Origin of the sequence: Desulfatibacillum aliphaticivorans DSM 15576 (genome assembly GCF_000429905.1) — a bacterium.
In the GTDB taxonomy this organism is placed as follows: domain Bacteria; phylum Desulfobacterota; class Desulfobacteria; order Desulfobacterales; family Desulfatibacillaceae; genus Desulfatibacillum; species Desulfatibacillum aliphaticivorans.
The window spans coordinates 383,394-408,848 of the sequence record NZ_AUCT01000002.1; the positions used below are offsets into that span (position 1 = coordinate 383,394).

Below are 25,455 nucleotides of genomic sequence, written 5' to 3' on the forward strand. Positions count from 1 at the left end.
CATCCCCTGCTTCTTGCAAATCGTGAACTGTCGCTCAATCGTAGCGAATTCTTGCCTGATCATGGCGCGTGACTGTAAAGGCCGCCATTCCCGAGCGTCCTGAAGGGGTGTCCCGTATTGTCCTTGGGGTTCTGGCCCCCCAGGCAAGACAGCATCCCTATGGGATCGCACAGCGACATGTAGGTCGGATTACGCGGAGCCGGGATAGAAATCCGGATAAGGCAGGGGTAAAAGTCTCCATAAAAACTTGGTGGGCGCCCATCCTTTCATGCGGAGCAATCCGACGATATAGAGGATGTTTGGAAGGCCGCGTTTCCAATACACTTGGGCAGCCCTGGCAGCGTCTTTGTTTTATGCCGCAGGGATCCGCAGGACGCTTTTTTTGCGTGAATCGACGGCGCCCCGGAAGAGTAGTTGGGTAGCCCCGGCAGAGCCGTATCCTGCCGGGGTCGCGCAGCGACATTTATTTAAGCCCTACGTGCATTAGAAACCGCTTAGTTTGCCCAAACCAGCTATGTTTCCAAAGCCTTCAGCAAATAGCATTTCAAAACCCACGCCGCCCTTTTTGTATTAGAAATGCTCTCATCCAAGCCGAAACCATATTGGAATAGGTTGTGAATACAAGGAGATACTAAGTTTATTATTTTCTTAAGGACGTCCCGTGAAATTTAGTGAAACCCATAGATCATACCTGCTATTCAACTATGCCCAGAAATCACTTTTACTAACCTTCTCAATTTTATCCAAACTTGCCAACCAAATACCTGAATGTGCAGGAGCAAGGTCCATCATCCTTTTAAAAAACCTCCATCCACTAGAACACAAGCATGAGATCAACATGTCCTTTGGAGCCATTGCAGATAGACTATTTTTTGCGTTCGTCTTTACATTGACGGAATTGACTCCAATCGGTTGAAATAATAACTGTAAAGGGCAATCTGGAAAACAAACAACTACTGTTTGGCCTAAAGCTATAGCCTCCAATTGGTCAACAATATTCACCCATAACAGGTCTACGAGGTCCCACATCTCCAAAGTCAAAACGGGAGTATTATAAATGGAGAGAGTTATGCCGCCATCAATGTAATATTTATCCCGAAAGGAGCCTGAAAACTCTTCCAAAGGGATAAAATTTTTATCAACAAGCAAGAAAGTGCGAATATTAATCATGGCTTGTGTTTCACCTCTTGCAAAATGAGGCCAACCATCAGGGCATTAGCCCCCTACATTTCCACCAGACATACCCTTGGCGAATCTTTCTAACAATCTATAACCATAGAGCACGTGCCCATAGTGCTTTCGCGGCCAATGTGCATCCAAATAGGTTATGATGTTCTGTCAACCCAATATTCAGGCGCTCGGCGGGCGTGGGCAACGGCGAGAATGTATAATCCATGGTCGGTAATAGAATAGATGAGATTGTAAGGGAAGCGATTGACAAGTATCTTTCGAATACAAGGTCTGACTTCCGGCCCAGCTTCCGGGTGAAGTTCAATAATCCGAAGAGCTGTTCTAATGGCGTTCTTAAAATCCTCTCCCAGGCCTATTTTCCTAGTTTCATAGAACTCGAAGGCGTCATGGTATTCCTGCTCTGCCAGAGGATCAAACAGGATATTCATGACTACGGCCCTAATACTTTATCCGCAGGAACGCCTTTGACCTTTCCAGCCTTATAGGCCTGCAAGCGTTTTTCCGCTTCGTCAAACCAGAGGTCATCGATCTTTGCGTCAGGCTTTTCCAGACTTCTATGGATAATGTCCAAAAGCCGCATTCGCTCGGCGGGCTCCAAGGCAAGTATTTGCTCTGCCAACGACTTGTCCATGGCTTCACCTCTCCATCAATAATTGATTGTAAACATCAATGATGTTTCCTGAATAATATATAGCATATCCCCCGCTTCTTGAAAATCTTGAACAACCTGTCAAAGAAAAGGGCATGGGGACGGAACGCTGGGTCCCCGCCTTCGCGGGGATGACGACTTGGTCGGTTCGTCATCTATTCAGGCCCGCCCATGCTCCCCTTGGACCGTCATTCCCGAGCGCCCCTGTCGGGAATCCAGAGTCTTGACCTTTGCGTCGCCATGGGAAAAGCGTGCGCTGCAAGAGTCGAACCTTCATGCTTTCGTGGGCTATCAGAAATCATCCAATGCTAATGGAGGACCGGGTTTAGGGGCATTTTTATAGATTACCGAATTCTAATCACCCGAAACCCGTTGTTGTATCTTTCAAACCCGATGGTGGCGTAGCTGCGGTTGCCGCAGCGGATGCCGTTGGCGGCGTTGTCCCAGGATCCGCCCCGGACGATTTTTCCCAGCTCGGAGGAAGACGGGCCGGTGGGGTTGGTCTCGCCCTTTTCGGGATATTTTCCCTTCCAGTCGCGGCACCATTCCCAAGTGTTGCCCAGCATATCGTAGAGGCCGAATGCGTTAGGCTGAAAGGTGGCCACAGGCGCTGACACGGCGTAGCCGTCGTCGCATTTGTTGGGGGTCCAGGTTTTCCATTCCTCCCGGGCGGTTTTATCGGACATATTGGCGAAATTGCAGGCGTTGATAGGGCTGTTTCCCCAGTATCGGGAGGTTGTCGTTCCGGCCCGGCAGGCGTATTCCCACTGGCCCTCGGTGGGCAGGGTGTAGGAGTGCTTGAAGCCGCTTTGCTCGGTCAGCCAGTCGCAAAAGGCCATGGCGTCCCGCCAGCTTACATAAACCACGGGCTGCTGGTCTGCGTTCAGGGAGCGGCCTTTAAAGGCCATGCTGTCGTGAGTGATTTTGTAATGCCGGAATTGGAGGTTGGTCACCTCGGTCCTGCCCATCCAGAACCCGTCCACGCAAACCTTACGTTGCGGGCCTTCGTCGTGATACCGGCCCCGCTCCGTGGTGGGGGTTCCCTGGGTGAAGCATCCACCGGGAATCCACACGAACTCCATGCCGGTGGCCGGCTCGATCCAGGTTTGGCCGGTTTGCCCCGGATTGGGAGGCAAAAAGGACGACGAGTCGCTTCCCGCGATGGGCTCCCATTCCACGTCGATTCCCACTTCCGAAGCCGGGGCGGCTACGGGCTGAAGAAAAAACAAAACCAGGAGACAAATAACCAAATAATTTTTCACGGTTTTATTTTTCCTCCCCGGACATTTCCACCTTGCGGTCGAAAAACAAAATGCGCATGAGGTCGCGGGCTGACTGGAGCTTTTTAATTTCCGGATATTCCCGAATGGCGTCCCTTAACTGGTCTGCAGCCTCGGATTTGTCGCCGTCCTCATAAGTTTGGCGGATGCCGGCGGTGACCTTTTCCAGGTGATCCCGGGAAATATTAAACGGCACCCTGCCCTTGTTCAGGGCGGCGATGTCCAAAGCCTCCTTGGGCCTATTCAGGGCGAACAGAATTTCCACGTGCAGGGCCACGGCGTTGGGATCGGAGGCGTTGTGCTCCTCGGATTTTTTGCGCCACTCTTCGGCTTCTTCCGGGCGGCCCAATTCCAGGGCGAGCCAGCCCAGGTTGACGAGCAATTTGGAGTCGGCGTGACGCATGGCCAGCGCCGCCCATACTTTGTAGGATTCCCCGGGCTTGTTCGTCAGGTATAAGGCCAGGCCCAAATTATATTGAATGGCGTAATCAGTGGGGCATAGTTGATGGGCTTTTCCAAGCAATTCCAGGCTGTTTTGGGGTTGCATTTCAAAGAATGCCTGAGCTTGGGCGGCCATGGTGCGGGCCTCTTCGCAATTTGCAAGGCCCATGGTCGGATTAAATAATAGAGCCGCCAATACAAGCGGCATTAAAAACATTCTCATGTTCTATGGATTTCCGCAAAATCGAGAGGCCCCAAAAGGGGCCGCAAATTAATCAATACTCCAACTAATCAATACGTTCGAACCAAACGAAATCCAATATCGTAGTAGGGATCTCCGGGCGCGCTGTCGTTGCGGACTCCGCACCGGACATTGAAAGCGTTAAAATTAAAGGCCCCTCCGCGAATGACGTGATACGGCTCTTCCCCTCGAAAAACCGGGTCGTTGGGTTCATGCTTGGCGTACGCTTTTACGTCATATTGATCCCGGCACCATTCCCACACGTTGCCGGACATATCGTAAACCCCCAGCCCGTTAGGCTTTTTCGATGCCACGGGATGGGTTGTCCCCTGGCTGTTTTCCAAAAACCAGGCCGCCTCCAAAGGGTCTGCGGTTCCTGCAAACTGCTCGGCTTGGCCGCCGCTGCGGCAGACGTATTCCCATTGCGCTTCCGAGGGAACGTCGAACCAATATTTCATGTCATTGGCAACGGTAAGCCTGCGGACGAACTCCTTGGCATTGGTCCAGGAAACGTTTTCCACGGGATAATCGTCCCCCAGGTCGAAATGGGAGGGATTAAAGCCCATGATTTTTTTCCATTGCCCCTGGGTGACTTCGGTTTTGGATATCCAAAAACCCTGAAGCTGGACCTCGTGGGCGGGCTCCTCGTCCAGGTCGCAATCTCCGGCCCAGTCCCCGCAGCCCATAAAATAGGGGCCGCCCGGAATCCAAATGAATTCCATGCCCGTGGCGGGATCGGTGAAGTCCTCCCCGGCTCCGGTTTGCGTTTCATCCACCTTGGGCTTGGGGCCCATGCCGTATGCAGGAAGCCAAAACAACAGAACGGTGAGCAGGCAGGCGGCGAATTTTATCAAGTAGCCCGGCTTCATCTGGCATGGACCTAAAGGTTGGGAAAAAACAAGTTCAGCATGTCTTCCGTGATTCTGTCGCAGGTTGCCCGCACGTCCTTGACCACGTAGGAGGCCACATTGGAATTGTGCAGGCTGACCATGCCGTGCAGCATGCTCCAGAAAGCCAATAGTTTGTCGGACACTGCTTCCTGCTCCATGTCGGCGCCCCCGGCCTCTTTAATGAGCTTTTCGGCCAACGCCGCAATGTCCATGGAGATTTTTAGCTCCACTTCCGAAAGATCCTGGAACGGGGTGCCCACGTAATCGTCGTACTTGGGCGTAGGCTGGGTGAACATGATGTCGTAGTGGCTGGCGTTTTCCATGCCGAACTTCAAATAAGTCTGAATGAACGCCCGGCCCTTTTCCTTAAGGTCGTCATAGGAGGCCGCCGCATCCAGCAATTGCTGGTACATGGTTTGAAAGCCCTGGATAACCAAGGTGATGTATATTTCGTCCTTGCCGACGAAATAATTGTAGATGTTGGGGGCAGTCATCCCTATGCCGGAAGCGATAGCCCGCATGGTCAGCGACGAGAATCCGCTTTCTGTAATGATATCAAGAGCCTCATCCAGAATCTGTCTTTTGACCAGATCGATTTCCTCTTGCGTTCTCGGTTTCTTCATAGCCTTGTCCTGGAAAGGGGTGAACTGTGCTTACTCTCCCGTTTGCTTTCCGATTCAGACGCAAATTCCCTCAAAAACACCGGGAGCAGACTTGTTTATTTTAGCTATAATTATACTGACTTCCAAGCAAAGTCAAGACTGTAAACGAAAGTTTGGCCCATGAACCAAAATATGCCATGGTATCTCTTGTATCCAAGGCGTCCTTTATAGTATATTTACGGGGATACCAATTCAATGGATCCTGTTTGCAAATGCTATGCAGGGCAAATCACCTGAAGCGGGAGGAAGTCTGCACCGGGCCTCCCTACGGAGCTGATAATGAACGATTTTAACGGCGACAGGAGAAAGTTTCCCCGTTTTTCCAAAACAATTTCAGTGGATATCAACGGGAAGATCTTTCCGGTTTCCGAAAAACTGGAGCATGAAGCCGAAGGCAAAGACATCAGCGTGAGCGGCCTCAGCTTTTCCTCTCCCTCCCGGTATGATGTCGGCGCCAAGTTAAGTTTGGCTTTTCGCATTACCAATTCCGAAGCAGACGACGATCAGACCGGGGTCACCATATCCAGGGCTTCCAATCCCATTTCCTGTAAGGTGGAAGTCGTCCGGAACGACAAGGACGACGAATCCGGAGGCTACCGGGTAGGAGTCAAATTCATAGACATTGCCGGAGACGACTACCGGGTGCTGATCCGCCACCTGGCCAAGGACTAGAATATCAGCAAAAAAATCCTTATTTCTTTCGCACAAACAGCGCGCTTCCAGGGTCCTGATAAATCAGGCGCCAGCCCTTGTTTTGCGCCAACAGGCCATGGGCCGCGCTTTGGGCCGTTGTGATGATCGTGTCCGTCGGATATTTTTCAAGATAGGCGAAAAAATCCTTGGCTCTCACCCGAGGATTTTCAAAGCATAAAAAATGTTCGTTCACAATTCCCTCCGGGAACACGGTTTCGTAGCGTCCGTCCACAGCAATCCGAAAACTTGGATGCAGCCGCCACATCAAATACTCCCCCCAATGGAAGTCCGTCAGCACATTGCCCTTCATGCCGCGAGCCAGCAAATAATCCGCAGCGCCCGTGGGACAATAAGGCGCATTCACCGGGGCTTGCTCGTAAGAGGGGGCGTTCAAAGCAAAGGGAGAGCCTGAAAATAAATACAAGCCCTGATATCCGGCCAGCAGCATATTCCCCGCCAGGCAAAAGGCGGCCAGGGCCGACGCCGCCCATCCCCATATTTTTTTAGGCTTTCTGATGGACAAATATCCGGGGACAAGGGCGATGAATCCCAGAGCGAAGAAAACCCCGTGGCGATGATGCAAAAAAGCGAGCGCCGCCAATACAGGCAAAAGCACGGCTCCGGGATTGCAATCCTTGAACATTTTGGGAAGCATAACAGCGGCGTATAAAAACAGAATCAGCGTAAAGACGCTCGCAGGCAGATAAAATCCATGAGCCAAAGTTTTGGGAAGCGGCCACCATTCCACGATAAAGGGCCTGGACATAAAAAGGGAATTGCTGAGGTAAATCCAATAATCGATCCCGTAAGGATTAACCAAAGTCGCCAAGACCGATCCGGCGAGCGCCGCTGTGCAGGCGGCCGCCTCTCTTTTTTTGCCGCCGGCCCAAAACCAGCACGCATAGATGGCCAGTACTCCCAATCCGGCCGGAAAGCCGCCGTGGAGATTGCACCAAATCAAAAATATAAAAGGCGCCGCCCATAGCATTTTCACCGCGCCGTGCAGGCGCACCCTTTCCAACGCGTATAAAGTCAGCGCAAAGAAAAAATAGGTGAATGCCTGGGCCCGGACCGGGCTCCAGCCCTGGGTCAGCACCCAAACGCTCATCATAGCAGCGGCTGCGACGACCTTGCCGTCCGCCTTATTCAACCTGGCGGTCATCCAGGCCAAGCCCAGGCAGCCGGACGCCAGGGCGTACTTCAAAGCCTGAATCGCCCAGGGGTCTAATGCTTTATACATTTTGTAAAAAATCACGCCGGTCAGCCACTCGTGGTAAACCCACGGGTTTTTAACCGGATAATAGGAAAAAACGTCTTCATAGGGAAATCCATGGGACTCAAAAAACAGGCGGCCGAAGGACAGGTAACCGAAAAGGTCCGGATCCGCCGTGTTTTGCGTGATCGCCGCCCAAAAAGCCAGCCAGGGGATGGCTGAAAGGCAAAAAGCAGCGATGTTTTGAAATCCCGATTTTTTATTCAAGGCCTCTCCATGGAAATGCTATACTAAGGATGGAATTTTTCGTTATTATGGCGGTATACAGACCAAGGTCAAGGCTTTTTCGGCGCAACCCGCAGCATGGGTCTTGAAAATGCCTCGCAAAATATCTATACCGTGTTTGAACGGAGGCTTTTCAATGAAAATAGCATTGGCTCAAATTAATCCCATTGTCGGCGACTTTAAAGGCGCCAGGAGTAAAATTCAGGAATTCGCCCAAAAGGCGAAAAATCTCTCCTGCGACCTTGTTATATTTCCGGAACTGTCCGTATGCGGCTATCCCCCCAGGGATCTGCTGGAAAGAAAAAGTTTTATCCGGGCGTGTCAGAACACCGTCCAAAGCCTGTTGGACGACATCCATGACATAGGCGTTATTCTGGGTTTTGTGGATCGGGTGGGAGGCGCCCCCGGCAAGCCCATCGCCAACGCCGCCATGCTTTTTGAGGACGGCAATATCCTGGAAGTGGTCCACAAAAGGCTGCTGCCCACTTATGACGTATTTGACGAGTCCCGGTATTTCGCTCCCGGCGGCAAGGCCGAACCTTTTATGTACAAAGGCATGAACATCGGCCTGACCATTTGCGAAGACGCTTGGAACGACAAGGATCTTTTTCCCGAGCAGCTTTACGACTGGGACCCGGTTCAAGACCTGGCTGACAAAAAAACGGACTTGATCATCAATATCGCCGCATCCCCTTTCCATGCCGGAAAACGGGCCGTTCGCGGCAATATCATGAGCCATCTCGCCAAAAAGCACCGCCTTTCCTGCGTGTACGTCAATCAGGTGGGAGGAAACGATCATCTGATATTCGACGGCGCCAGTACGGTGCATACGCCGGGCGGCGATTTGGCGGCCCTGGCCGGAGAGTTTGAAGAGGACCTGGTAACCTTTGACACGGAAACCGGCAAGGGAGACATTCACCCGGTTTGCGAGAGCGAAGCCGAATCCCTGGCCAAGGCGTTGGTCACCGGCGTGGGCGACTATGTGCGCAAATGCGGTTTTTCCAAGGTGGTGGTGGGCCTGTCCGGCGGCATAGACTCCGCCCTGACCCTGGCCGTTGCCGCCGAAGCCTTGGGGCCGGAAAACACATACAGCATTTTCATGCCCTCGGAATACACATCCCAGCAGAATTATACGGACACCAAGGAACTGGCCGACAACCTGGGCTGCCCTTACGAGATCATCCCCATCACGCCTATTTTCGAGACCTTCCTGAGCAGCCTCAGCTTCTGCAACAAGGAGGATTTTGGCGTTACCGAACAAAATATCCAGGCCCGCACCCGAGGCTCCATCCTCATGGCCTTTTCCAATAAAACCGGCGCCATGGTCCTTTCCACAGGCAACAAGTCCGAAGTGGCCGTAGGCTATTGCACTTTGTACGGAGACATGAACGGCGGCTTGTCCGTCATATCCGACCTGCCCAAGGAGCTGGTTTACGAGGTTTCCCGTTATTTTAACAAGGACCGGGAAATCATCCCGGAAAGCATCCTGACCAAAGCGCCGTCCGCGGAGCTTAGGCCGGACCAGACCGACCAGGACGACTTGCCTCCGTACGAGGTTTTGGACCCGATCCTGCACGCCTACATAGAGGATTTGAAAGATCCCGAGGAAATCATCGCCATGGGCTATGAGGAAAAAATCGTACGGGATATCGTCCGGCGGGTGGTGCGCAACGAATACAAACGCAGGCAGGCGGCGCCCGGGCTTAAGCTGACCTCCAAGGCCTTCGGCGAGGGCAGAAGATATCCCGTGGCCCAACGGTTCAAGGATCAGGACGGGGAGTAAAACCGCCCCTGCCGGGAGTTCTCCCGGGCCATGGCCTCGTGGATAAGGAGAAACGTCTTCCCCTTTTCCACGGACCATTGAGGGGCCACCAGTTCGTCCTTGTTGGGATCGCCTGTCAGCCGTTGAATGATCATATCCGGCGGAAGCAATTCGATAAACCGGCAGACGGTTTCCACATAGTCCTCCTGTTCCATGCACTGATACCGCCCCTGTTCGTACATCCTATGCAGGGCTGTGCCGCGAATTACATAAAGCAGGTGAATCTTGACTCCGTCCACGGGCAGGGCGCCTATAAACCGGGCCGTCTCCAGCATGTCCTCACGGGTTTCCCCGGGCAGGCCCAGGATCACGTGGGCGCAGGTGAGAATGTTTCGTCCCGCTGTCTTTTTTACGGTTTCGGCAAAGCAGGCGGCGTCATGCCCCCGATTTATAATGCGGAGGGTTTTGTCGCAGGAAGACTGCAGGCCGTACTCCACCCAGATCATGTGGTCAGCCGCGAGTTTTTCCAGCAGGGCGAGGACGTCATCGTCCACGCAATCAGGCCGGGTGCCGATGCAAAGCCCCACCACATCCGGCACGGAAAGAGCCTCGCGGTACAGGGCCTCCAGGCGCTCAACCGGAGCGTAGGTGTTGGTATGGGCCTGGAAATAAGCTAAAAACTTCTTGGCCTTGTAGCGTTTTCCATAAGTGCCCTTGCCACGTTCAATCTGCTGGGTTATGGAAAGCCCTTGGGATGCAGCGCCGGTGCCGGATCCCCTCTCGTTGCAGTAAATGCATCCGCCGACGCCCAGTGTTCCGTCCCGATTGGGGCAGGAAAGTCCGGCGTCTACTGTGATCTTCTGGACTCTGCAACCGTATTTGGACCGGAGAAAACCGGCAAGATCTTTATAAGGTTTTTCGTTCATGGCAGTCTTCGTGTTATATTATTTTGAGCTTTTGCAATGGCATTGTCTCCATTGATTCAGGAGTTTGTTGCAACCAAAAACGAATTTAACGGCAAAGAGGCCGCCTGCCCCCTCCCCCTTGACGGGGGAGGGCTGGGGTGGGGGTGACACGCTGCAGCGTTCTGATGCCCCCCCATCCTGTCCTTCCCCCGCCAGGGGGGAAGGGACGAAGACTTGCGGGCTTCCTCAACTTAAATAGTCCGAGCAGCGCACTTATTTATGGGGATTCTATTTTTATTTCCACTTTAAATAAGTCAAATATTTATTCACTGCGCTTTGAGACTTATACACGGTCAAACAACATGTGTAAACGGTATGACATCATAGTAATCGGAGCGGGCCACGCAGGATGCGAGGCGGCCCTGGCGGCCGCCCGCATGGGATGCAAGACGCTCCTGACCACCATCCATCTGGATTCGGTGGCGGGCATGCCGTGCAGCCCGTCCATAGGCGGCACGGGCAAGGGCCAACTGGTCAAGGAAGTGGACGCCCTGGGCGGGGCCATGGCCCGGGTGACGGACCGGACCGCCATCAGCTACCGCACCCTGAACACCCGAAAAGGCCCGGCCGTCCAAAGCACGCGCACCCAAAACGACAAGCACATGTATCATCAGATGATGAAGCAGTGCGTGGAGGATCAGCCCAACCTGGACCTTAAACAGGCGAAAATCAACCGCTTGGTATTGGACGGAGACCGGGTCGCCGGCGTGGTGGATCATTTTGGATACGAATATCAGGCCGAGGCCGTCATCCTGGCCACCGGCACTTTCCTGTCCGGCGTCATCCATATAGGCCACAAGTCCATGAAAGCCGGCCGGGCCGGAGAATTCGCCTCGTACAGCCTGGCCTCCCATCTAATGGAGTTGGGATTCGCCATGGGCCGCATGAAGACCGGCACTCCCGCCCGAGTGGCCAAGGACAGCATCGACTTTTCGTGCTTTGAAGAACAGACAGGCGAGGAGAACCCCAGGCCTTTTTCCTTGTTTTCGAAAGCCAGCCTCTTAACGCCCATGTCCAGCTTTATGGGCCGCACCAACGAAAGGACTCACCGGATCATCCGGGACAACCTGAGCTGTTCCGCGCTGTACGGGGGAATCGTAAAAGGGGTTTCGGCCAGGTATTGCCCGTCCTTTGAGGATAAAATCGTCAAATTTCCGGAGCGGGAAAGCCACCAGATCATTTTGGAGCACGAGGGCGTACACACCCGGGAAATATACGTTTCCGGCCTGGGCAACAGCATGCCCTTGGAAGTGCAGATCAAGCTCTACCGCTCCATTCCGGGCATGGAGCAGGTGGAAATCATGCGGCCGGCCTACGCCATCGAATACGATTTTCTCAATCCCACGGGCTTGAAGCCCACCCTGGAAACCAAGCTGGTGAAAGGCCTTTACGCCGCCGGGCAGATCAACGGCACATCCGGCTACGAAGAGGCCGGCGCCCAGGGCATGTGGGCCGGAATCAACGCCGCGTGCAAAATACAGGGCAGGCCGCCCTTTTTGCCTGACCGGTCCGAGGCCTACATGGCCGTCATGGTGGACGACCTTGTCACCCGCGGAACCTCCGAACCGTACCGCATGTTCACCTCCCGGGCCGAATACCGGCTTATGCTGAGGGAGGACAACCCGGACCTGCGCCTGATGGAATACGGCCACGGCCTGGGCCTGATAGATGACGACGCCTTTAAGGACTTGATTGAGCGGAAAAAGCAGATCCAGGCGGAGTTGGATCGGGTGCGCAGCACAATAATCAAGCCTTTGCCGGAAGTGAATCAATACCTGGAGGATAAGGGAACAGCGCCCTTGAAGGAGGCCGCACCCCTGGACAGGCTGATGAAACGGGTGCAGCTGGGCTACGACGCCGTGGAAAAGCTGGCGCCCTCCCCGGAGCCGATCAATCCCAGGGTGTCCCGCCAGGTGGAAATAGCGATCAAGTACGAAGGATACATTGCCAAGCAATTGCGCGAGATTGAAAAATTCCGCGAAATGGAAAGGGTGCGCATCCCCGAAGGCTTTGACTTCGAGGCGGTTCACGGCCTGTCCAACGAGCTGAAAGCCAAGCTGGGCGCGCTCAAGCCCGTGTCCTTGGGGCAGGCCTCCCGCATGGAGGGCATCACTCCGGCGGCGCTATCAGCCGTCATGATTCATTTGCATCAATCGAAAAACACGGAGGTGGAAAATTCTTCAACCCAATAAATGTCCGTTGTCTCAACTTACCAATTTCATGTTTTAATTCAGATAGTAATGAGAAACAACATCTTATCCTTGAGGCCAACCGCAGATTATGGTATTTTTTCATCGGTTCAGAAAAAATATCAAATATCAAATCATAACGGGTTATTAGCATTTCCTTGAAGCCTCCAGGCCGATATGTTTAATATATTGGAGTGCAGGATTAAATGGACAGCAAAATTATCACAGACAAACTGGAGGCTTTAAGGAGAGGCAGGACGCCTCGACTACTTGATCTGTTTGCCGGATGCGGCGGGATCTCCCTGGGATTTCACAGAAATGGATTCTCCATAGATGGCGCCGTGGAAATAGACCCTATTGCAGCCGAAACGCATGCACTTAATTTTTTTCAGGATTCATCTTCCGCAACAAAAAATACTCACGCCCGTGCGCTTGATATCACCGCAATAGATCCTGAGGACCTTGTCAGACAACTTGCCCTCCCCATGCTTCCGGAACAGGTTTTTGATGTGATTGTTGGGGGGCCTCCCTGCCAAGCATTTGCCCGCGTGGGAAGAGCCAAGCTGAGGGAGGTGGCAGCCCATCCAGAAGCCTTTCTTAAAGACCCAAGACACAATCTATACCTGCGCTATCTTGCCTATGTAAAAACCTTGAAGCCAGTAGCCATTCTGATGGAAAACGTTCCTGACGTTCTGAATCATGGGGGGCATAACATTGCCGAGGAAGTCTGCGAATTCCTGGTTGATGAAGGATTCACATGTAGCTATACACTTTTAAATTCAGTTTTTTATGGCGTCCCTCAAATGCGAGAAAGAATGTTCCTTATAGCCTACCGAAATGAATTGGGAGAGAAGGTAACTTTCCCAAGCCCCACTCATTGGGTTGATCTGCCCCAAGGCTATTACGGTTCACGCCAGGTTGCCCTGAAAAATATTAACTGGGGTCTGTTTGAAAAGCCGTCTTTTTATGTCCCCGCGCCTGAGAGCAACCGGGAGTCCTTGGCCAGGGCTGTCAGCGCGGAGGATGCATTGGGTGACCTCCCGAAAATCACCTTGCATCTGGAAGGAAAACTTAAACGCGGCGCGAGAAGGTTTAATGAACTGATCGAGTATACCAACGACACATCCCTGAATGAATATCAGACCCTTATGAGAACATGGCCCGGTTTTGAGAATGACAAAGGTATTTATGATCACGTTATTCGATACCTTCCCAGAGATTACAAACTGTTTAAACGCATGAACAGCGGAGACCAATACCCACAGGCATACCAGCACGCCCTGGACATGCTGCGGGAGAAACTGGATGAACTGGAACAAAATGGAAAAAGGATTGAAAAAGACAGCCAGGACTACGAGACATTGAAAGCCTCTATAGTCCCCCCTTATGATCCAGGAAAGTTTCCCAATAAATGGCGAAAAATGGAGCGCCATTTACCGGCAAGAACCTTGATGGCCCATCTTGGCAAGGATAGCTATTCACATATTCACTATGACAGCGAGCAGGCTAGGACAATTTCAGTAAGGGAGGCAGCACGACTTCAGTCTTTTCCTGATGGATTTATTTTTTGTGGGACCATGAATCCAGGATTCAAACAGATTGGAAACGCCGTTCCTCCCCTGATGGCAGCCGCCCTGGCTGCTGAAATAAAAAAGGCCTTGAGGGGGGAATAAATGAAAAGACGACTGGCGATCAAGCGCCTGACCAACTCAGATCTGACAATTTTCTATTGGCAATTCGTTAACCAGGAAAAGGGCGGAAAGCAAAAGGCAATCAACCTAAACCGGAATGTATTCATTGACATTCTGTATCCGGAACTTCCGGAGTGGGCGCTGGAACACGATAACCGTGTCCCTTTGGATCTATACCTTTTAGGGCCGGGTGTCTCTCTTCCCTATAATGTTCAGAGAAAAATCATCAAACAGCCCGGATCATATAAAAACTGGCGGCTTAACGGGGAGTATATTCCTAATCCGGATGAAGAGCCTGAAAGGTTCAACGTTCTCAAAGAGGGTGACTACGCCCTTTTTGAGTTTGAAGGATCACCTGTGCCCACAAGGGCCAAAACTCTTATGATTGCAGTTGATGAAGAGCAGGACAGAGTGCTCCATGAGGTGATATTGGAGTGGATGGGCAGAAAAAGCATGACAGAACTGCCTTATGTTGATCTGGAAACCATTGTGGACAAGGCAGGGCCTGCGCCGGAGCACCCTGTCTATGACTTTCTTCTGGATTCCGATCTTGAGGATGCAGTCTTGGGAGGCTCAGGCGGCAGGGCCAATCTGTTCAAACGGCATGCCACCAGACCGATTACACAAAGCACACTCAGAAGACGTAGGAAAGAGGCTGAAAATATAGGCCATTTAGGGGAGGAAATCCTGAATGCTTTCCTGGAGAAACGAGTTGAAGCTGGCGAACTCAGGTCGTTTGAATGGGTTTCGGAAAAAAATGCTGTTGCACCCTACGATTTTGAGTTGGTCAACAATGATGGAACGGGGGTGATCCTGGACGCCAAGTCAACAACGGGTGAATTCAACAGGATTATTCATGTATCAATGAACGAACTTGTTGAAATGGCCAGCGCTTCGAGACGGTATGATATCTATCGATTGTACAATGTTTCCGAAAAAGGCGCCAAAATGAGAATCTGCCAGGAAAATAGAGAACTTGCAGTGTCAGTCATAGAGACATTTAAGAAATTGCCTGCCGGAATTCGCCCTGACTCGGTGTCCATTCAGACTGGCGCCTTGACATTCGGAAAGGAGTTTGAGCTTTCCTATCCGGTTGAGCAGGACGAGGAATAAATCCTAATAAATGAACAAGAAAAGAACGGATGTGCTGACCAGGACACAGCGGTCCAGGTGCATGTCCAGAATCAAAGGCAAAAACACCAAGCCTGAGACCAGCTTAAGAAAAGCCTTATGGGCCAAAGGTTTGAGGTATCGCATTCATTATAACCTTCCAGGCAAGCCAGACATTGTTTTTGTGTCTGCCAAACTAATCGTTTTTGTTGACGGATGCTTTTGGCATTTATGCCCGATTCATGGCCAATTGCCTCAATCCAACAGGGATTTCTGGAAAACCAAATTGGAAAAAAATGTTGTTCGGGATAAAAAAATCACTCAGGAACTGGAATCCAAAGGCTGGACAGTTTTGCGAGTCTGGGAGCATGAAATCAAGGAAGACCTTCAAGCAGTTACTTTTAAAGTTGAAGAGTATCTAAAAAAAGCCAAAGAGCCGGATAACGGGTAGTCAAACCATGGCCAAGGAAAAAGAACCGCAAGATCCGTTGGAACTGCTGGAAAAAGTCACCCAGGAGCGGGACGCTCTTTTGACCGTGTTCCTGGAGATTGAAGACGGCTACGTGGAGTGCGATCTCGCCGGATTCACCCAGTATTTCAATCCCGCCCTTTGCCGGATTGTAGGGTATCCCGCCCGCGAAATGAAGGGCATGGGATACAAAACCTATCTGGATAAAGAAAACGCCCAGCAGGTCTTTCGCGTCTTCAATGAGGTGTATCTCACCGGCCAGCCCAAAAAAGCCTTTAATTACGAAATCACCCGCAAGGACGGCTCCAAAAGCGTTGTGGAAATTTCCATCACCCTCCGCCGAAACAAGGAGGGCGAGCCCGACGGCTACCGATGCATCATGCGCGACGTGACGGACCGCCGCAAGGCCGAAATGGAGCTGGCCAAACATAAAACCCGGCTGGAGGCCATTTTCCGCAGCGTCAAGGACGCCATCGTCACCGTGGACCAGGACCTCAAGGTCATTGACGCCAACAAGGCGGCGGCAACCCTTTGCGGCATCGCAGCAAAGAATGTCAAAAACAACCCCTTCGCCCTGTGCCCAACAGACTGCTGTCAGGCCTGCCGGGACGTGCTGGCCGAAACCCTCAAACGCAAAACCGCCATCCGGGAATTCCAGGTGGAATGCAACCATAAGCAACGGCCCCAGCAAAAAGTCAGCCTGTCCAGCGCCCCTTTGGAAAGCCAGGACGGCGAATTTTTGGGCGCCGTGCTGGTCATCCGGGACATCACCCGCCTGGTGGACCTGGAAAGGGAGTTGCAGGAGCGCAACCAGTTCCACAACATCATCGGCGCCAGCCATAAAATGCAGGCCGTATACCAGCTTTTGGAAAACCTGGCCGACTTTGAAACCACCGTGCTCATTACCGGAGAAAGCGGCACCGGCAAGGAACTGGTGGCCAAAGCCCTCCACCATACGGGCAGCCGGGCCTTCAAGCCCTTCGTCTCGGTCAACTGCTCGGCCCTGGCCGAAAACCTTCTGGAAAGCGAGCTTTTCGGCCACGTAAAAGGCGCTTTCACCGGCGCCATACGAGACTACCAGGGGCGATTCCAGGCGGCCCACACCGGCACCCTGCTCCTGGACGAAATCGGCGACATCTCCCCCCGCATCCAGTTGAAGCTCCTGCGCGTTCTCCAGGAGCGGGAGTTCGAACGGGTGGGCGACGTCCAGCCCATCAAGGTGGACGTCCGGGTCATCGCCTGCACCAACCAGGACCTGAAGGAAAAAGTCCGCCTGGGCGAGTTCCGGGAGGACCTGTACTACCGCCTGAACGTCATGGAAATCAAACTCCCCCCCTTGCGAGAGCGCAGGGAGGACATCCCCCTGTTGGCGGACCATTTCACAGCCCGGTTTGAGAAGAAATTCAACATAACCATCCCCGGCGTGTCCGACAAGGTCATGAACGCCTTCATGAACTACCACTGGCCCGGCAATGTCAGGGAGCTGGAGCACAGCATCGAACGGGCGACCGTGCTTTGCCGGGATAAAATGATCTCCCTGGAGCACATCCCCGGCGAAATCGCCGAGGCCTATTCCCTGGCAGGCCCCCGCCTTAAAAAGCAGCCCGCGGCGGACGAACCCAACGAAATCATCGACGCCCTCAAGCGAACCGGCTGGAACAAGGCCAAGGCGGCCCGGCTGTTGGGCGTGAGTCGAAAGACCATTTATCGGAAGATCGAGAAGTACGGGATCCAGTCTCCGGCGGAAAACATGTGACATGTCACACTTTTGACCCGCCACACCTATGTGACATGTCCCGCTTTTCGCCCCGTTTTTTCTAGTCGCGCCCTCTTTCTTCACAACTGTGTAAATCCCTAGTATCCCTGTCTATACACCCATTATCCGCTCCAAAAATCCGACTTGGCACGCTGTTTGATATTACACGACCGGAGAACAGGAGCGGGTCTTGAACAATTCTTTCGATAAAACACGCAGTTCCAACCAGTCCGGACAAGGGCCGATTACGATCCATAATCCGGACGAGTTGAAGGCGGTCATACTGGATGAGAGCCGCCCTCTCCTCATGGCCTGCATGCTCAAGAACGAAATTTATCACGAGCAGATGGCGCTTGTGGAGCAGGCGGTTAAACAGTTTGAAGATGCGCTGGGCGTATTTGTGATTTCAAAAGAACTCATGAGCTGTTTTTGCGAGAAGTTCAACGTGAAAGGCACGCCAACCTTTTTGTTTTTCAATAACGGTAAGGAAATGGACAGGATACTCGGCTGCATGAGCCGGGAATCGCTTATGGAATTCATCACTAGGAACCTTGAAACAATAAACCGGATTACCTGAAGGGAGATTTAAAATGGCTGAAAGAGAAGTCGTATTTGTGGACGCTGTTCGCACCGCTTTTGGACGCATGGGCGGAACCATTCGTGATTTTACCGCCGCCGAGTTGGCCGGCATTTGCATCAAAGGCCTTGTGGACAAAACCAAGATCAAGGAAAAGGCCCATGTTGACACGGTCATGATGGGTTGCGCCGCCCACGACTCCAAGGCAATGAACCCCGCACGGTGGTCCGCCCTTTACGCCGGACTGGGCTACGAAACCTCCGCATCTTACGTGGAAATGCAGTGCGGCTCTGCTATTGACAGCATCAACCACTCTGCATGGAAAATCAAGTGCAACCAGGCTGACATCATCATCGCCGGCGGCTCCGAAGCCTACAGCCAGATTCCGGCCAAATTCTCCATGTCCCAGCAGCCTTACCGCCTGATTCCGCCCATGCCGCTCCCCCAGATGCTTTCTCCGGTGGAGGAAGAGTGCATCGGCATGGGCATCACCGCTGAGAACCTGCAGAAAATGTACGACGTTTCCAGGGAAGCCTCGGACGAATTCGCTTACAACAGCCAGATGCGTTCCAAGATGGCTTGGGAAAAAGGCTACTTCGAAGGCGAAATCGTGCCCGTCACAATTCCGGCCACGCGCAAGACCCCGGAATTCGCTTTTGAAAAGGACGAGCATCCCCGTTTTGACACCACCCTGGAAGGCCTGGCCAAACTGCGCCCCGCCTTTGCCAAGGATGGTACGGTCACGGCCGGCAACGCTTCCGGCCGCAACGACGGCGCCGCCTTCGTGCTCATGATGTCCGCTGAAAAGGCCGAAGAGTTGGGATACACCCCCATGGCTCGCTGGGTCGCCGGCGCCGACTACGGCGTGGATCCCAGAATCATGGGCATCGGGCCGGCCTACGCAGTCGTCAATATGCTGAAACGCACCGGCCTCAAAATCTCCGATATGGACGTCATGGAATGCAACGAAGCATTCGCCGTCCAGAACCTGGCCGTCATCAAGGAAGTGGAAAAGCAAATGGGCGAAACCATCGACATGGAAAAATGGAACCCCATGGGCGGCGCTATTGCTTACGGCCATCCCAACGGAGCTTCCGGCGCCCGCATCGGCATGTTCTGCATGCGCGAACTCATCCGCAGGGGCGGACGCTACGGCTTCTTCTCATCCTGCTGCGGAGGCGGTCTGGGCGTCGCCACCCTGATTGAGAACTTGCAAAAATAAATAACCAGCTTAAGGCGGCCATGCCTTAAGGCGCCATGCCTGCCGCTCCGCGTTCTTCATCTCTCCTTCGGTCAAAGGGCGTGAAGGACGCGGGCGGCTCTCCCATAATCAGGATAAATTTTTTAATCATGGAGGAAATGTAATGAATATCGATGACGTAAAGAATATTTGCATTATCGGCGCCGGCAACATGGGACACCAGATTTCCCTGCAATGCGCTATTAAAGGGTACAACACCACCTGCTTTGACATCTCTGAAGAACAATTGAAAAAGGCCGAAGCCTTTGCCGACTCTTACCTGCCCGGCCGCGTGGCCAAAGGCAAAATGAGCGAAGACGACGCCAAGGCCGCCCGCGCCCGCCTGCGCTTTACCAGCGATATGGCCGACGCCGCCAAGGACGCCGACTACGTAATTGAGGCGGCTGTGGAAGTTTTGGCCCTCAAACGCAAGATCTTCGCCGACCTGGACAAAATGGCCCCGGCCCACGCCATCCTGGCCACCAACTCCTCGGCTATCGTCAGCTCCCGCATTGCGGACGCCACCTCCAGGCCTGAAAAGGTGTTGAATCTCCATTTCTTCAACCCTGCCCTGGTCATGAAATTGGTGGAAGTGGTTCAAGGCCCCCACGTTTCCGATGAAACCTGCCAGATCTCCATGGATCTGTGCACCAAGCTGGATAAGGTCGCCGTGCACGTGAAGAAAGAAGTCAACGGCTTCCTGTTGAACCGCATTTTCCTCAGAATTTACGAAGAAGCCCAATGGATGCTGGAAATGGGCGTGGCCTCCGTGGAAGACATCGACAAAGCGTGCGTTTACGGCGCCGGCCATCCCATGGGCCCCTTCACCCTCATGGACCTCACCGGCATCGACCTGGCTTACACCATGGGCATGGAATCATTCAGGGTCAGCGGCGATCCCGCGGACCTGCCCAGGCCTCAATTGGTTTCCCATTATACCAAGGGCGAATATGGGCAGAAAACCGGCAAGGGTTGGTACGACTACTCCAAGAAATAATATAGGCCATCAAGGGGAATATCATGGACCTTAAATATGTCTTGTACAGCACGGAAGACGGCATCGCCTGGATCCGCCTGAACCGCCCCGACAAACTCAACGCCCTGAACCACGTGGTGTTCGACGAAATCGGACAGGCCGTAGCGGCCGCTGCCGCGGATGACGACGTTCGCGTGGTCGTCCTCACCGGCTCTGACAAGGTTTTTGCGGCGGGCGCCGACATCGAGCACATGTCCAAAGGGACGATTTCCGACGCATTCAAGCTTACGGACGGCTCTTTCAGAATTCAGGAAAGCCTGGCCGACATTCCCAAGCCCACCATCGCAGCCATTTCCGGCTACGCCCTGGGCGGCGGCCTGGAACTGGCCCTTTGCTGCGATTTTCGGATCGCCTCCGAGACCGCGGTCGTAGGTCTGCCTGAAATCAACCTGGGCATTATCCCGGGCGGCGGCGGCACCCAAAGGCTTCCCCGGCTGATCAACTACAGCCTGGCGGCTGAAATGGTCATGACCGGCGGCATGGTGAAGGCGGAAAAGGCCGAACGCTACGGCATTCTCAATCGCGTTGTGCCCCAGGACCAGCTGATGGACGAAGTCAAAAAGCTCGCAAGCAAGCTCATGAGCAAATCGTCCGTAGCCCTGCGGGCCGCCAAGACAGCCATGCGCAAAGGCCTGAACGTCTCCCTGAAAGACGGCCTTAACATCGAGCAGGACCTGTTCTGCATGCTGTTCGGCACCGAAGACCAGAAGGAAGGCATGGCCGCGTTCCTGGAAAAGCGCAAGGCCGAGTTTAAAGGCAAATAGCGGCGCCCCCATCCGGCGGCTTGGCCGCCGGGTGTTACTATATAACGATTGCGGCCTGCTTTTAATGGAGCATCCCCCCCCCACGTCCATTAAAAGCAGGCGCCGCAACACAATAAATACGGCATACTGCTTACGCCCCCGAAAAGGAGCAACCAAATGGCGCAGGTACTTGCAGACAGAAGAGATATAGACTTTGTCCTTTATGAGCAGCTTGACATGGAGCAGCTCACCAAGACGCCCGTCTACAAAGGCATGAACAGAAAACTGTTCGACATGATGATTACCGAAGCCAGAAACCTGGCCATCAAGGAAATCCTGCCCACCAACGCGGACGGCGATAAAATCGGCGTGACCTTCGACAACGGAGAGGTTCTGGTTCCGGAATCCTTTAAAAAAGCCTTTGACCTGATCCGGGAAGGCGACTGGACCGCCATGAACGAAGACCCGGACCTGGGCGGACAGGGCACGCCTTATCTCATCAACTTCCCCACCCGCGAATACCTGTGGGGAGGCAACTACTGTCTGGTCAACTACGCCACCATGGGCCACGGCACGGGCAAAATGATCGAGGCATTCGGCTCCCAGAAGCAAAAAGACCTTTTCCTGGATAAGCTGTACACCGCCCAATGGGGCGGCACCATGCTCCTGACCGAGCCCGAGGCGGGATCCGACGTGGGCGCGCTGACCACCACGGCGGTGAAAAACGAAGACGGCACGTATTCCATTTCCGGCGCCAAGATTTTCATCACCAACGGCGAACACCAGTTGACCGAAAACATCGTGCATCCGGTCCTGGCCAGGGTGGAGGGAGCGCCCGAAGGAACCAAGGGCATCTCCATTTTCATCGTGCCCAAGTACTGGGTGAACGAAGACGGCTCCATGGGCGATTTCAACGACGTGGTCTGCACCGGCGTGGAAGAAAAAATGGGCATCCACGGCAGCGCCACGTGCAGCCTGACTCTGGGCGGCGCCGGCAAATGCCGGGGCCTGCTTTTGGGCCAGGAATGCGAAGGCATGAAAATCATGTTCCACATGATGAACGACGCCCGCCTGAACGTGGGCTTCCAGGCCTTTACCTACGCCTCTTCCGCCTATTTATACGCCTGCAACTACGCCAAGGAAAGAATCCAGGGCAAAGACCTGACCGCAGGCAAAAACAGCCCCAGCGTTACTATTGTCAATCATCCCGACATCCGCCGCATGCTTACTTGGATGAAAGCCCACGTGGACGGGATGCGCTCCTTTATATATTACACCGCGTCCCTGTTCGATTGGATGAAAGCCGAGCCCGACTCCGACCAGGCGCAAAACCGTCAGGACCTCATTGACTTTTTCATCCCCCTGGTCAAAGGCTATTCCGCCCAGAGGAGCTTTGACGTGTGCGTCAACGCCATGCAGGTTTACGGAGGTTACGGCTACACCAAGGAATACCCCATCGAACAGCTTTTACGCGATTGCAAGATCACCTCCATTTACGAGGGCACGGACGGCATCCAGGCCATGGACCTTTTGGGCCGCAAGCTGCAGATGCGCGGAGGCGCCCTGTTTCAAGCATTCGCCAACGAAGTAAATAGCTGCATCACCGCCGCACTGGAAGTTCCGGAGCTCTCCGCCATGGCGGACCGTCTCGCAAACGCCTTGGCATGTTTGGGAGAAACCGCCCAGTCCTTATCCAAAAACCTTGCCACCCCCCTGATTAAAACGTCATTCGCTTCCGCTTTTCCGTTTATGGAGGCCACCGGCGACGTGATCATGGCATGGATGCTCTTATGGCGTTCCAATATAGCTGTAAAGGCCCAGGAAAAAGCCAAGAGCAAGGACAAAGCCTATTACTCCGGCGTAATTAAAACTGCGGAGTTCTTTATTTACAATGTGCTGCCCGTCGCCCTGGGCAAGATGGACGCCATGAACGAAGGAAACGGCGCAGCCATTGAGATTCCGGACGACTGCTTCGGAGGGTGATTTTATATATAGCCTTTCGGCCGGTGTCATCCGGTTGCCGGCCCGAAAAAGGCGCCTTCAAGGCTCCTATTGTAAGAGGGGAAATGGCCACAGATTATTCAAAGAACCACATTGGGAAAGATCGGCCATTTCCCCGAGCCTTGATCGTCGAAGGGGGAGCCATGCGGGGAGTCTTCGCTGCTGGTGTGTTGGACGGCTTCCTTGCAGAGGGGTTTAATCCTTTTGACTTGTGTTTGGGAGTTTCCGCCGGGGCGGCCAACTTGGCGGCCTTCCTGGCGGAAATGCCCGGCCGAAACCTCAAAGTCTTCACAGACTACTCGTTACGCCCCCAATTCATCAGCTTATTCCGCTTCCTCAAATGCGGCCACCTCATGGACCTGGACTGGCTGTGGGATATCACCATCAAGGAAGTCCGCCTGGACCTGAAAACCATCATGGCTTCCGGCAAGGAGTTCATCATCTGCCTCACGGACGTGAACACCGGCCGAGCCGTCTACAAAAGGCCCGGCATGGACGACCTGGAAGAAGCCCTGAAAGCCTCCAGCGCTTTGCCCATTCTGTATAGAGGATTTCCCCGGATCGACAACCGGGCTTGCGTGGACGGAGGCGTGGCCGATCCCATTCCCATCAGGCAGGCCTTGAAAATGGGCGCAAAAAAAATTATGGTCATCCGATCCAGGCCGAAAAGTTATTTTAAAAACGAAAAATTCTCGCAAAAAATTCTGTCGCGCCAATTAAAAAACTATCCGGCCCTGGCTCAGGCGGCGTCCCATAGAGTGCGGCGCTACAACGAATCTATAGAACTGATTCGCAAACCCCCAACGGGCGTTTGGATTCAGGAAATCTGCCCGCCGGAAAATTTCAAACCCGGCCGTTTGGGCAAAGACAAAAAAGTGCTCCTTGAAGGATACGAACAAGGCAAGGCCGCGGCCGGCGGCATAATCAGGGAATGGAATTCCCATGAAAGTTGAACTGGAAAAGCAAACCCGGTTTTTTGAGCTTAAGGCGGATTTTTCCCTGCGGCCCCGGGCCTTGGTGAACTATCTGCAAGAGGTTGCGGCCATCCATTCGGAGCAGGTGGGGTTCGGCGCCAAGGATCTGATCAATTCAGGAAACGCCTGGGTTCTGCATAGGATCGGCGTGCAAATCCACCGGCCTCCCACCCTGGGAGAAAAGCTGAAAGTGCTCACGTGGCATACGGGTCAAAAGGCCTTTAGGGCCTATCGCGATTTTGAAATTCTTTGCGGGGATGAGGTTTTAGTTTCGGCCAAGAGCTTTTGGCTGTTCATCGACCTGGCCCGGAAAAAAATCGTCCGCCCCCCAAAGCACGCCAGCGAAACCTACACCCAGGAGCCCGGCATTGACTGGGACCTGAGCATCGACGAATGGAAGCCCGACCAAAAAGCCGTTCCCGAGCACGTCTGCACCATCCCCACCCGGCCGTCCGACTACGATCCCCTGGGCCACGTCAACAACGCCGTGTACTTTGACTACCTGGAAACCCTCATCGCCTCGGCCTTTCCCCAGGGCGGCAAGATCCAAAGCATGGTCGTCCAATTTTCCCGGGAAATCCCCCGGGGCGTGGAAGCGATCCAGGCCGGCCTGTGGCCTCAGGATGAAGGGTACGCCTTCCGCATCTTCTCCGGCGACAACATCTACTCCACCGGAGAATTTCAGCTATTTTCCTAAACTCAAAGCCGCCCAGAAAGATTAGGGCAATTCAAAATCCTCAGCGACCTTGTGAACCTGAAAAGTGACGTCCATATCGATGTGACGATATTTCATAGTATCCTCATCAAGATATATTATTTCATAAGCATCATAATATAATGGATCTTCCGGGTCCGCAGGCAAGAACTGGTCACCTTTCAGCGCCCCTTTTGTAATGGTAAAATAGATCGGGCCGGATACGCCCCACATCCCCACCTCGATTTGCTCCCTTACGTATTGCGCGCCTGGCTTTGAAGTCTGAAACTGAACCTTGTATGTGCCGTCGGATGATCTTGTGACTAGCCATTTTTGCTGTTCTCCTTGATCATTCACCATTTCCCCCAGCCATTTCCCGATCATCAGGCTCCGGTTATTTGCGCTATACGTTGAGGCGCTATACTTGACATTGGATTTTCGTGCTGTTTCACAACCAATCGAGAACGCCAAACAGATCATCAATGCAACACATGCCAACTTTTTCATGCTTAATCTCCATACCAACTACTTGAGACAGGAATTATACAGTCAAAAATACCGCCCATAATCAGTTATGCATATCATAACTTGGTAAACTTTACCAATGGTTGACATAGAAGTAAGAAGGCAGGGTGAATTTATGAAAAATGTCTAAGAGGACAAACATCGACCGCATGCGCGAAAGCTCCGGCGCATCGCATTT

General features: G+C 53.3%; 24 protein-coding genes. 14 read left to right on the plus strand and 10 right to left on the minus strand.

Translation table 11 applies throughout. The features are described 5' to 3' along the window. Window positions 1-702: 702 nt before the first annotated feature. The 7 genes from G491_RS0103835 to G491_RS0103865 all read right to left on the minus strand — a co-directional run bounded on the left by G491_RS0103835 (window position 703) and on the right by G491_RS0103865 (window position 5,315). Window positions 703-1,170, minus strand: a complete 468-nt coding sequence (locus G491_RS0103835; protein WP_028313640.1) for a hypothetical protein — start codon at window positions 1,168-1,170, stop codon at window positions 703-705. 155 nt (window positions 1,171-1,325) lie between these two features. Continuing rightward, on the minus strand, window positions 1,326-1,619 hold the full coding sequence (locus G491_RS0103840) for a type II toxin-antitoxin system RelE/ParE family toxin (protein WP_028313641.1): 294 nt from the start codon (window positions 1,617-1,619) through the stop codon (window positions 1,326-1,328). A gap of 2 nt (window positions 1,620-1,621) precedes the next feature. Further along, a complete protein-coding gene (locus tag G491_RS0103845) occupies window positions 1,622-1,822 on the minus strand; it encodes an addiction module protein (RefSeq protein WP_028313642.1) in 201 nt (66 codons plus the stop codon). 362 nt (window positions 1,823-2,184) lie between these two features. Continuing rightward, complete coding sequence (locus G491_RS0103850) at window positions 2,185-3,102, minus strand: formylglycine-generating enzyme family protein (RefSeq protein WP_028313643.1); 918 nt, start codon at window positions 3,100-3,102, stop codon at window positions 2,185-2,187. 4 nt (window positions 3,103-3,106) lie between these two features. Further along, a complete protein-coding gene (locus G491_RS0103855; protein ID WP_157467947.1) occupies window positions 3,107-3,769 on the minus strand; it encodes a tetratricopeptide repeat protein in 663 nt (220 codons plus the stop codon). 83 nt (window positions 3,770-3,852) lie between these two features. Further along, window positions 3,853-4,671 carry a formylglycine-generating enzyme family protein gene (locus tag G491_RS29345; RefSeq protein WP_051327018.1) on the minus strand — a complete coding sequence of 273 codons (819 nt, stop codon included), beginning with the start codon at window positions 4,669-4,671 and terminating at the stop codon, window positions 3,853-3,855. A gap of 11 nt (window positions 4,672-4,682) precedes the next feature. Next, window positions 4,683-5,315, minus strand: a complete 633-nt coding sequence (locus G491_RS0103865; RefSeq protein WP_015947394.1) for a TetR/AcrR family transcriptional regulator — start codon at window positions 5,313-5,315, stop codon at window positions 4,683-4,685. Window positions 5,316-5,633: 318 nt separating this feature from the next. Here G491_RS0103865 and G491_RS0103870 point away from each other — a divergent pair, with 318 nt between their 5' ends. Next, a complete protein-coding gene (locus G491_RS0103870) occupies window positions 5,634-6,026 on the plus strand; it encodes a PilZ domain-containing protein (protein WP_028313645.1) in 393 nt (130 codons plus the stop codon). A 19-nt stretch (window positions 6,027-6,045) separates the two neighbouring features. Here the strand turns inward: G491_RS0103870 and G491_RS0103875 are convergent, their stop codons facing one another. Beyond that, the gene (locus G491_RS0103875; protein WP_028313646.1) at window positions 6,046-7,527 is read right to left on the minus strand and encodes a hypothetical protein; all 1,482 of its coding nucleotides are present in this window, start codon (window positions 7,525-7,527) and stop codon (window positions 6,046-6,048) included. Window positions 7,528-7,681: 154 nt separating this feature from the next. On the opposite strand from G491_RS0103875, the gene G491_RS0103880 reads away from it, so the two are divergent. Then, the gene (locus G491_RS0103880) at window positions 7,682-9,328 is read left to right on the plus strand and encodes an NAD+ synthase (protein ID WP_028313647.1); all 1,647 of its coding nucleotides are present in this window, start codon (window positions 7,682-7,684) and stop codon (window positions 9,326-9,328) included. On the opposite strand, the gene mnmL is transcribed toward G491_RS0103880, so the two are convergent. Continuing rightward, window positions 9,313-10,233, minus strand: coding sequence for a tRNA modification radical SAM protein MnmL/YtqA (gene mnmL / locus G491_RS0103885; RefSeq protein ID WP_028313648.1), 921 nt, complete (start codon window positions 10,231-10,233; stop codon window positions 9,313-9,315). The two genes, G491_RS0103880 and mnmL, sit on opposite strands and share 16 nt — an antisense overlap. A gap of 341 nt (window positions 10,234-10,574) precedes the next feature. On the opposite strand from mnmL, the gene mnmG reads away from it, so the two are divergent. From mnmG to G491_RS0103950, 12 genes are all read left to right on the plus strand, one after another. Beyond that, window positions 10,575-12,464 (plus strand): tRNA uridine-5-carboxymethylaminomethyl(34) synthesis enzyme MnmG, encoded by a 1,890-nt coding sequence (mnmG, locus tag G491_RS0103890; protein ID WP_028313649.1) that lies wholly within the window; start codon window positions 10,575-10,577, stop codon window positions 12,462-12,464. A gap of 203 nt (window positions 12,465-12,667) precedes the next feature. After that, window positions 12,668-14,134 (plus strand): DNA cytosine methyltransferase, encoded by a 1,467-nt coding sequence (locus G491_RS29350; RefSeq protein ID WP_035217576.1) that lies wholly within the window; start codon window positions 12,668-12,670, stop codon window positions 14,132-14,134. Continuing rightward, window positions 14,135-15,265, plus strand: coding sequence for a protein NO VEIN domain-containing protein (locus tag G491_RS0103900; protein ID WP_028313650.1), 1,131 nt, complete (start codon window positions 14,135-14,137; stop codon window positions 15,263-15,265). Between the two features lie 10 nt (window positions 15,266-15,275). Beyond that, a complete protein-coding gene (locus G491_RS0103905; RefSeq protein WP_028313651.1) occupies window positions 15,276-15,713 on the plus strand; it encodes a very short patch repair endonuclease in 438 nt (145 codons plus the stop codon). 7 nt (window positions 15,714-15,720) lie between these two features. Beyond that, window positions 15,721-17,487: a sigma-54-dependent Fis family transcriptional regulator gene (locus tag G491_RS0103910; protein WP_028313652.1), complete on the plus strand. Its 1,767-nt coding sequence runs from the start codon at window positions 15,721-15,723 to the stop codon at window positions 17,485-17,487. Window positions 17,488-17,677: 190 nt separating this feature from the next. Continuing rightward, complete coding sequence (locus G491_RS0103915; RefSeq protein WP_015947401.1) at window positions 17,678-18,064, plus strand: thioredoxin family protein; 387 nt, start codon at window positions 17,678-17,680, stop codon at window positions 18,062-18,064. A gap of 13 nt (window positions 18,065-18,077) precedes the next feature. Further along, entirely contained in the window at window positions 18,078-19,286 is a 1,209-nt protein-coding gene (locus G491_RS0103920) for a thiolase family protein (protein ID WP_028313653.1), read from the plus strand. Window positions 19,287-19,428: 142 nt separating this feature from the next. Then, on the plus strand, window positions 19,429-20,301 hold the full coding sequence (locus G491_RS0103930) for a 3-hydroxyacyl-CoA dehydrogenase family protein (protein ID WP_028313654.1): 873 nt from the start codon (window positions 19,429-19,431) through the stop codon (window positions 20,299-20,301). A gap of 23 nt (window positions 20,302-20,324) precedes the next feature. After that, complete coding sequence (locus G491_RS0103935) at window positions 20,325-21,104, plus strand: enoyl-CoA hydratase/isomerase family protein (protein WP_028313655.1); 780 nt, start codon at window positions 20,325-20,327, stop codon at window positions 21,102-21,104. Between the two features lie 156 nt (window positions 21,105-21,260). Continuing rightward, complete coding sequence (locus tag G491_RS0103940) at window positions 21,261-23,066, plus strand: acyl-CoA dehydrogenase (RefSeq protein WP_028313656.1); 1,806 nt, start codon at window positions 21,261-21,263, stop codon at window positions 23,064-23,066. Between the two features lie 83 nt (window positions 23,067-23,149). Then, entirely contained in the window at window positions 23,150-24,037 is an 888-nt protein-coding gene (locus tag G491_RS29355; protein ID WP_035217743.1) for a patatin-like phospholipase family protein, read from the plus strand. Next, window positions 24,027-24,755, plus strand: a complete 729-nt coding sequence (locus G491_RS0103950) for an acyl-[acyl-carrier-protein] thioesterase (protein WP_028313657.1) — start codon at window positions 24,027-24,029, stop codon at window positions 24,753-24,755. Before G491_RS29355 ends, G491_RS0103950 begins: the two co-directional genes overlap by 11 nt. A 21-nt stretch (window positions 24,756-24,776) precedes the next feature. On the opposite strand, the gene G491_RS0103955 is transcribed toward G491_RS0103950, so the two are convergent. Then, entirely contained in the window at window positions 24,777-25,259 is a 483-nt protein-coding gene (locus G491_RS0103955) for a hypothetical protein (protein WP_028313658.1), read from the minus strand. Window positions 25,260-25,455: the final 196 nt, after the last annotated feature.

Coding starts and splice junctions, on each gene's coding strand:
- G491_RS0103900 (WP_028313650.1), top strand. CDS start 14,135: ATGAAAAGACGACTGGCGATCAAGCGCCTGACCAACTCAGATCTGACA.
- G491_RS29355 (WP_035217743.1), top strand. CDS start 23,150: ATGGCCACAGATTATTCAAAGAACCACATTGGGAAAGATCGGCCATTT.
- G491_RS0103845 (WP_028313642.1), bottom strand. CDS start 1,822: ATGGACAAGTCGTTGGCAGAGCAAATACTTGCCTTGGAGCCCGCCGAG.
- G491_RS0103940 (WP_028313656.1), top strand. CDS start 21,261: ATGGCGCAGGTACTTGCAGACAGAAGAGATATAGACTTTGTCCTTTAT.
- G491_RS0103870 (WP_028313645.1), top strand. CDS start 5,634: ATGAACGATTTTAACGGCGACAGGAGAAAGTTTCCCCGTTTTTCCAAA.
- G491_RS0103865 (WP_015947394.1), bottom strand. CDS start 5,315: ATGAAGAAACCGAGAACGCAAGAGGAAATCGATCTGGTCAAAAGACAG.
- G491_RS0103855 (WP_157467947.1), bottom strand. CDS start 3,769: ATGCCGCTTGTATTGGCGGCTCTATTATTTAATCCGACCATGGGCCTT.
- G491_RS0103950 (WP_028313657.1), top strand. CDS start 24,027: ATGAAAGTTGAACTGGAAAAGCAAACCCGGTTTTTTGAGCTTAAGGCG.
- G491_RS0103920 (WP_028313653.1), top strand. CDS start 18,078: ATGGCTGAAAGAGAAGTCGTATTTGTGGACGCTGTTCGCACCGCTTTT.
- G491_RS0103955 (WP_028313658.1), bottom strand. CDS start 25,259: ATGAAAAAGTTGGCATGTGTTGCATTGATGATCTGTTTGGCGTTCTCG.
- G491_RS0103835 (WP_028313640.1), bottom strand. CDS start 1,170: ATGATTAATATTCGCACTTTCTTGCTTGTTGATAAAAATTTTATCCCT.
- mnmL (WP_028313648.1), bottom strand. CDS start 10,233: ATGAACGAAAAACCTTATAAAGATCTTGCCGGTTTTCTCCGGTCCAAA.
- G491_RS0103840 (WP_028313641.1), bottom strand. CDS start 1,619: ATGAATATCCTGTTTGATCCTCTGGCAGAGCAGGAATACCATGACGCC.
- G491_RS0103905 (WP_028313651.1), top strand. CDS start 15,276: ATGAACAAGAAAAGAACGGATGTGCTGACCAGGACACAGCGGTCCAGG.
- G491_RS29345 (WP_051327018.1), bottom strand. CDS start 4,671: ATGAAGCCGGGCTACTTGATAAAATTCGCCGCCTGCCTGCTCACCGTT.
- G491_RS0103910 (WP_028313652.1), top strand. CDS start 15,721: ATGGCCAAGGAAAAAGAACCGCAAGATCCGTTGGAACTGCTGGAAAAA.
- G491_RS0103930 (WP_028313654.1), top strand. CDS start 19,429: ATGAATATCGATGACGTAAAGAATATTTGCATTATCGGCGCCGGCAAC.
- G491_RS29350 (WP_035217576.1), top strand. CDS start 12,668: ATGGACAGCAAAATTATCACAGACAAACTGGAGGCTTTAAGGAGAGGC.
- G491_RS0103880 (WP_028313647.1), top strand. CDS start 7,682: ATGAAAATAGCATTGGCTCAAATTAATCCCATTGTCGGCGACTTTAAA.
- G491_RS0103935 (WP_028313655.1), top strand. CDS start 20,325: ATGGACCTTAAATATGTCTTGTACAGCACGGAAGACGGCATCGCCTGG.
- mnmG (WP_028313649.1), top strand. CDS start 10,575: ATGTGTAAACGGTATGACATCATAGTAATCGGAGCGGGCCACGCAGGA.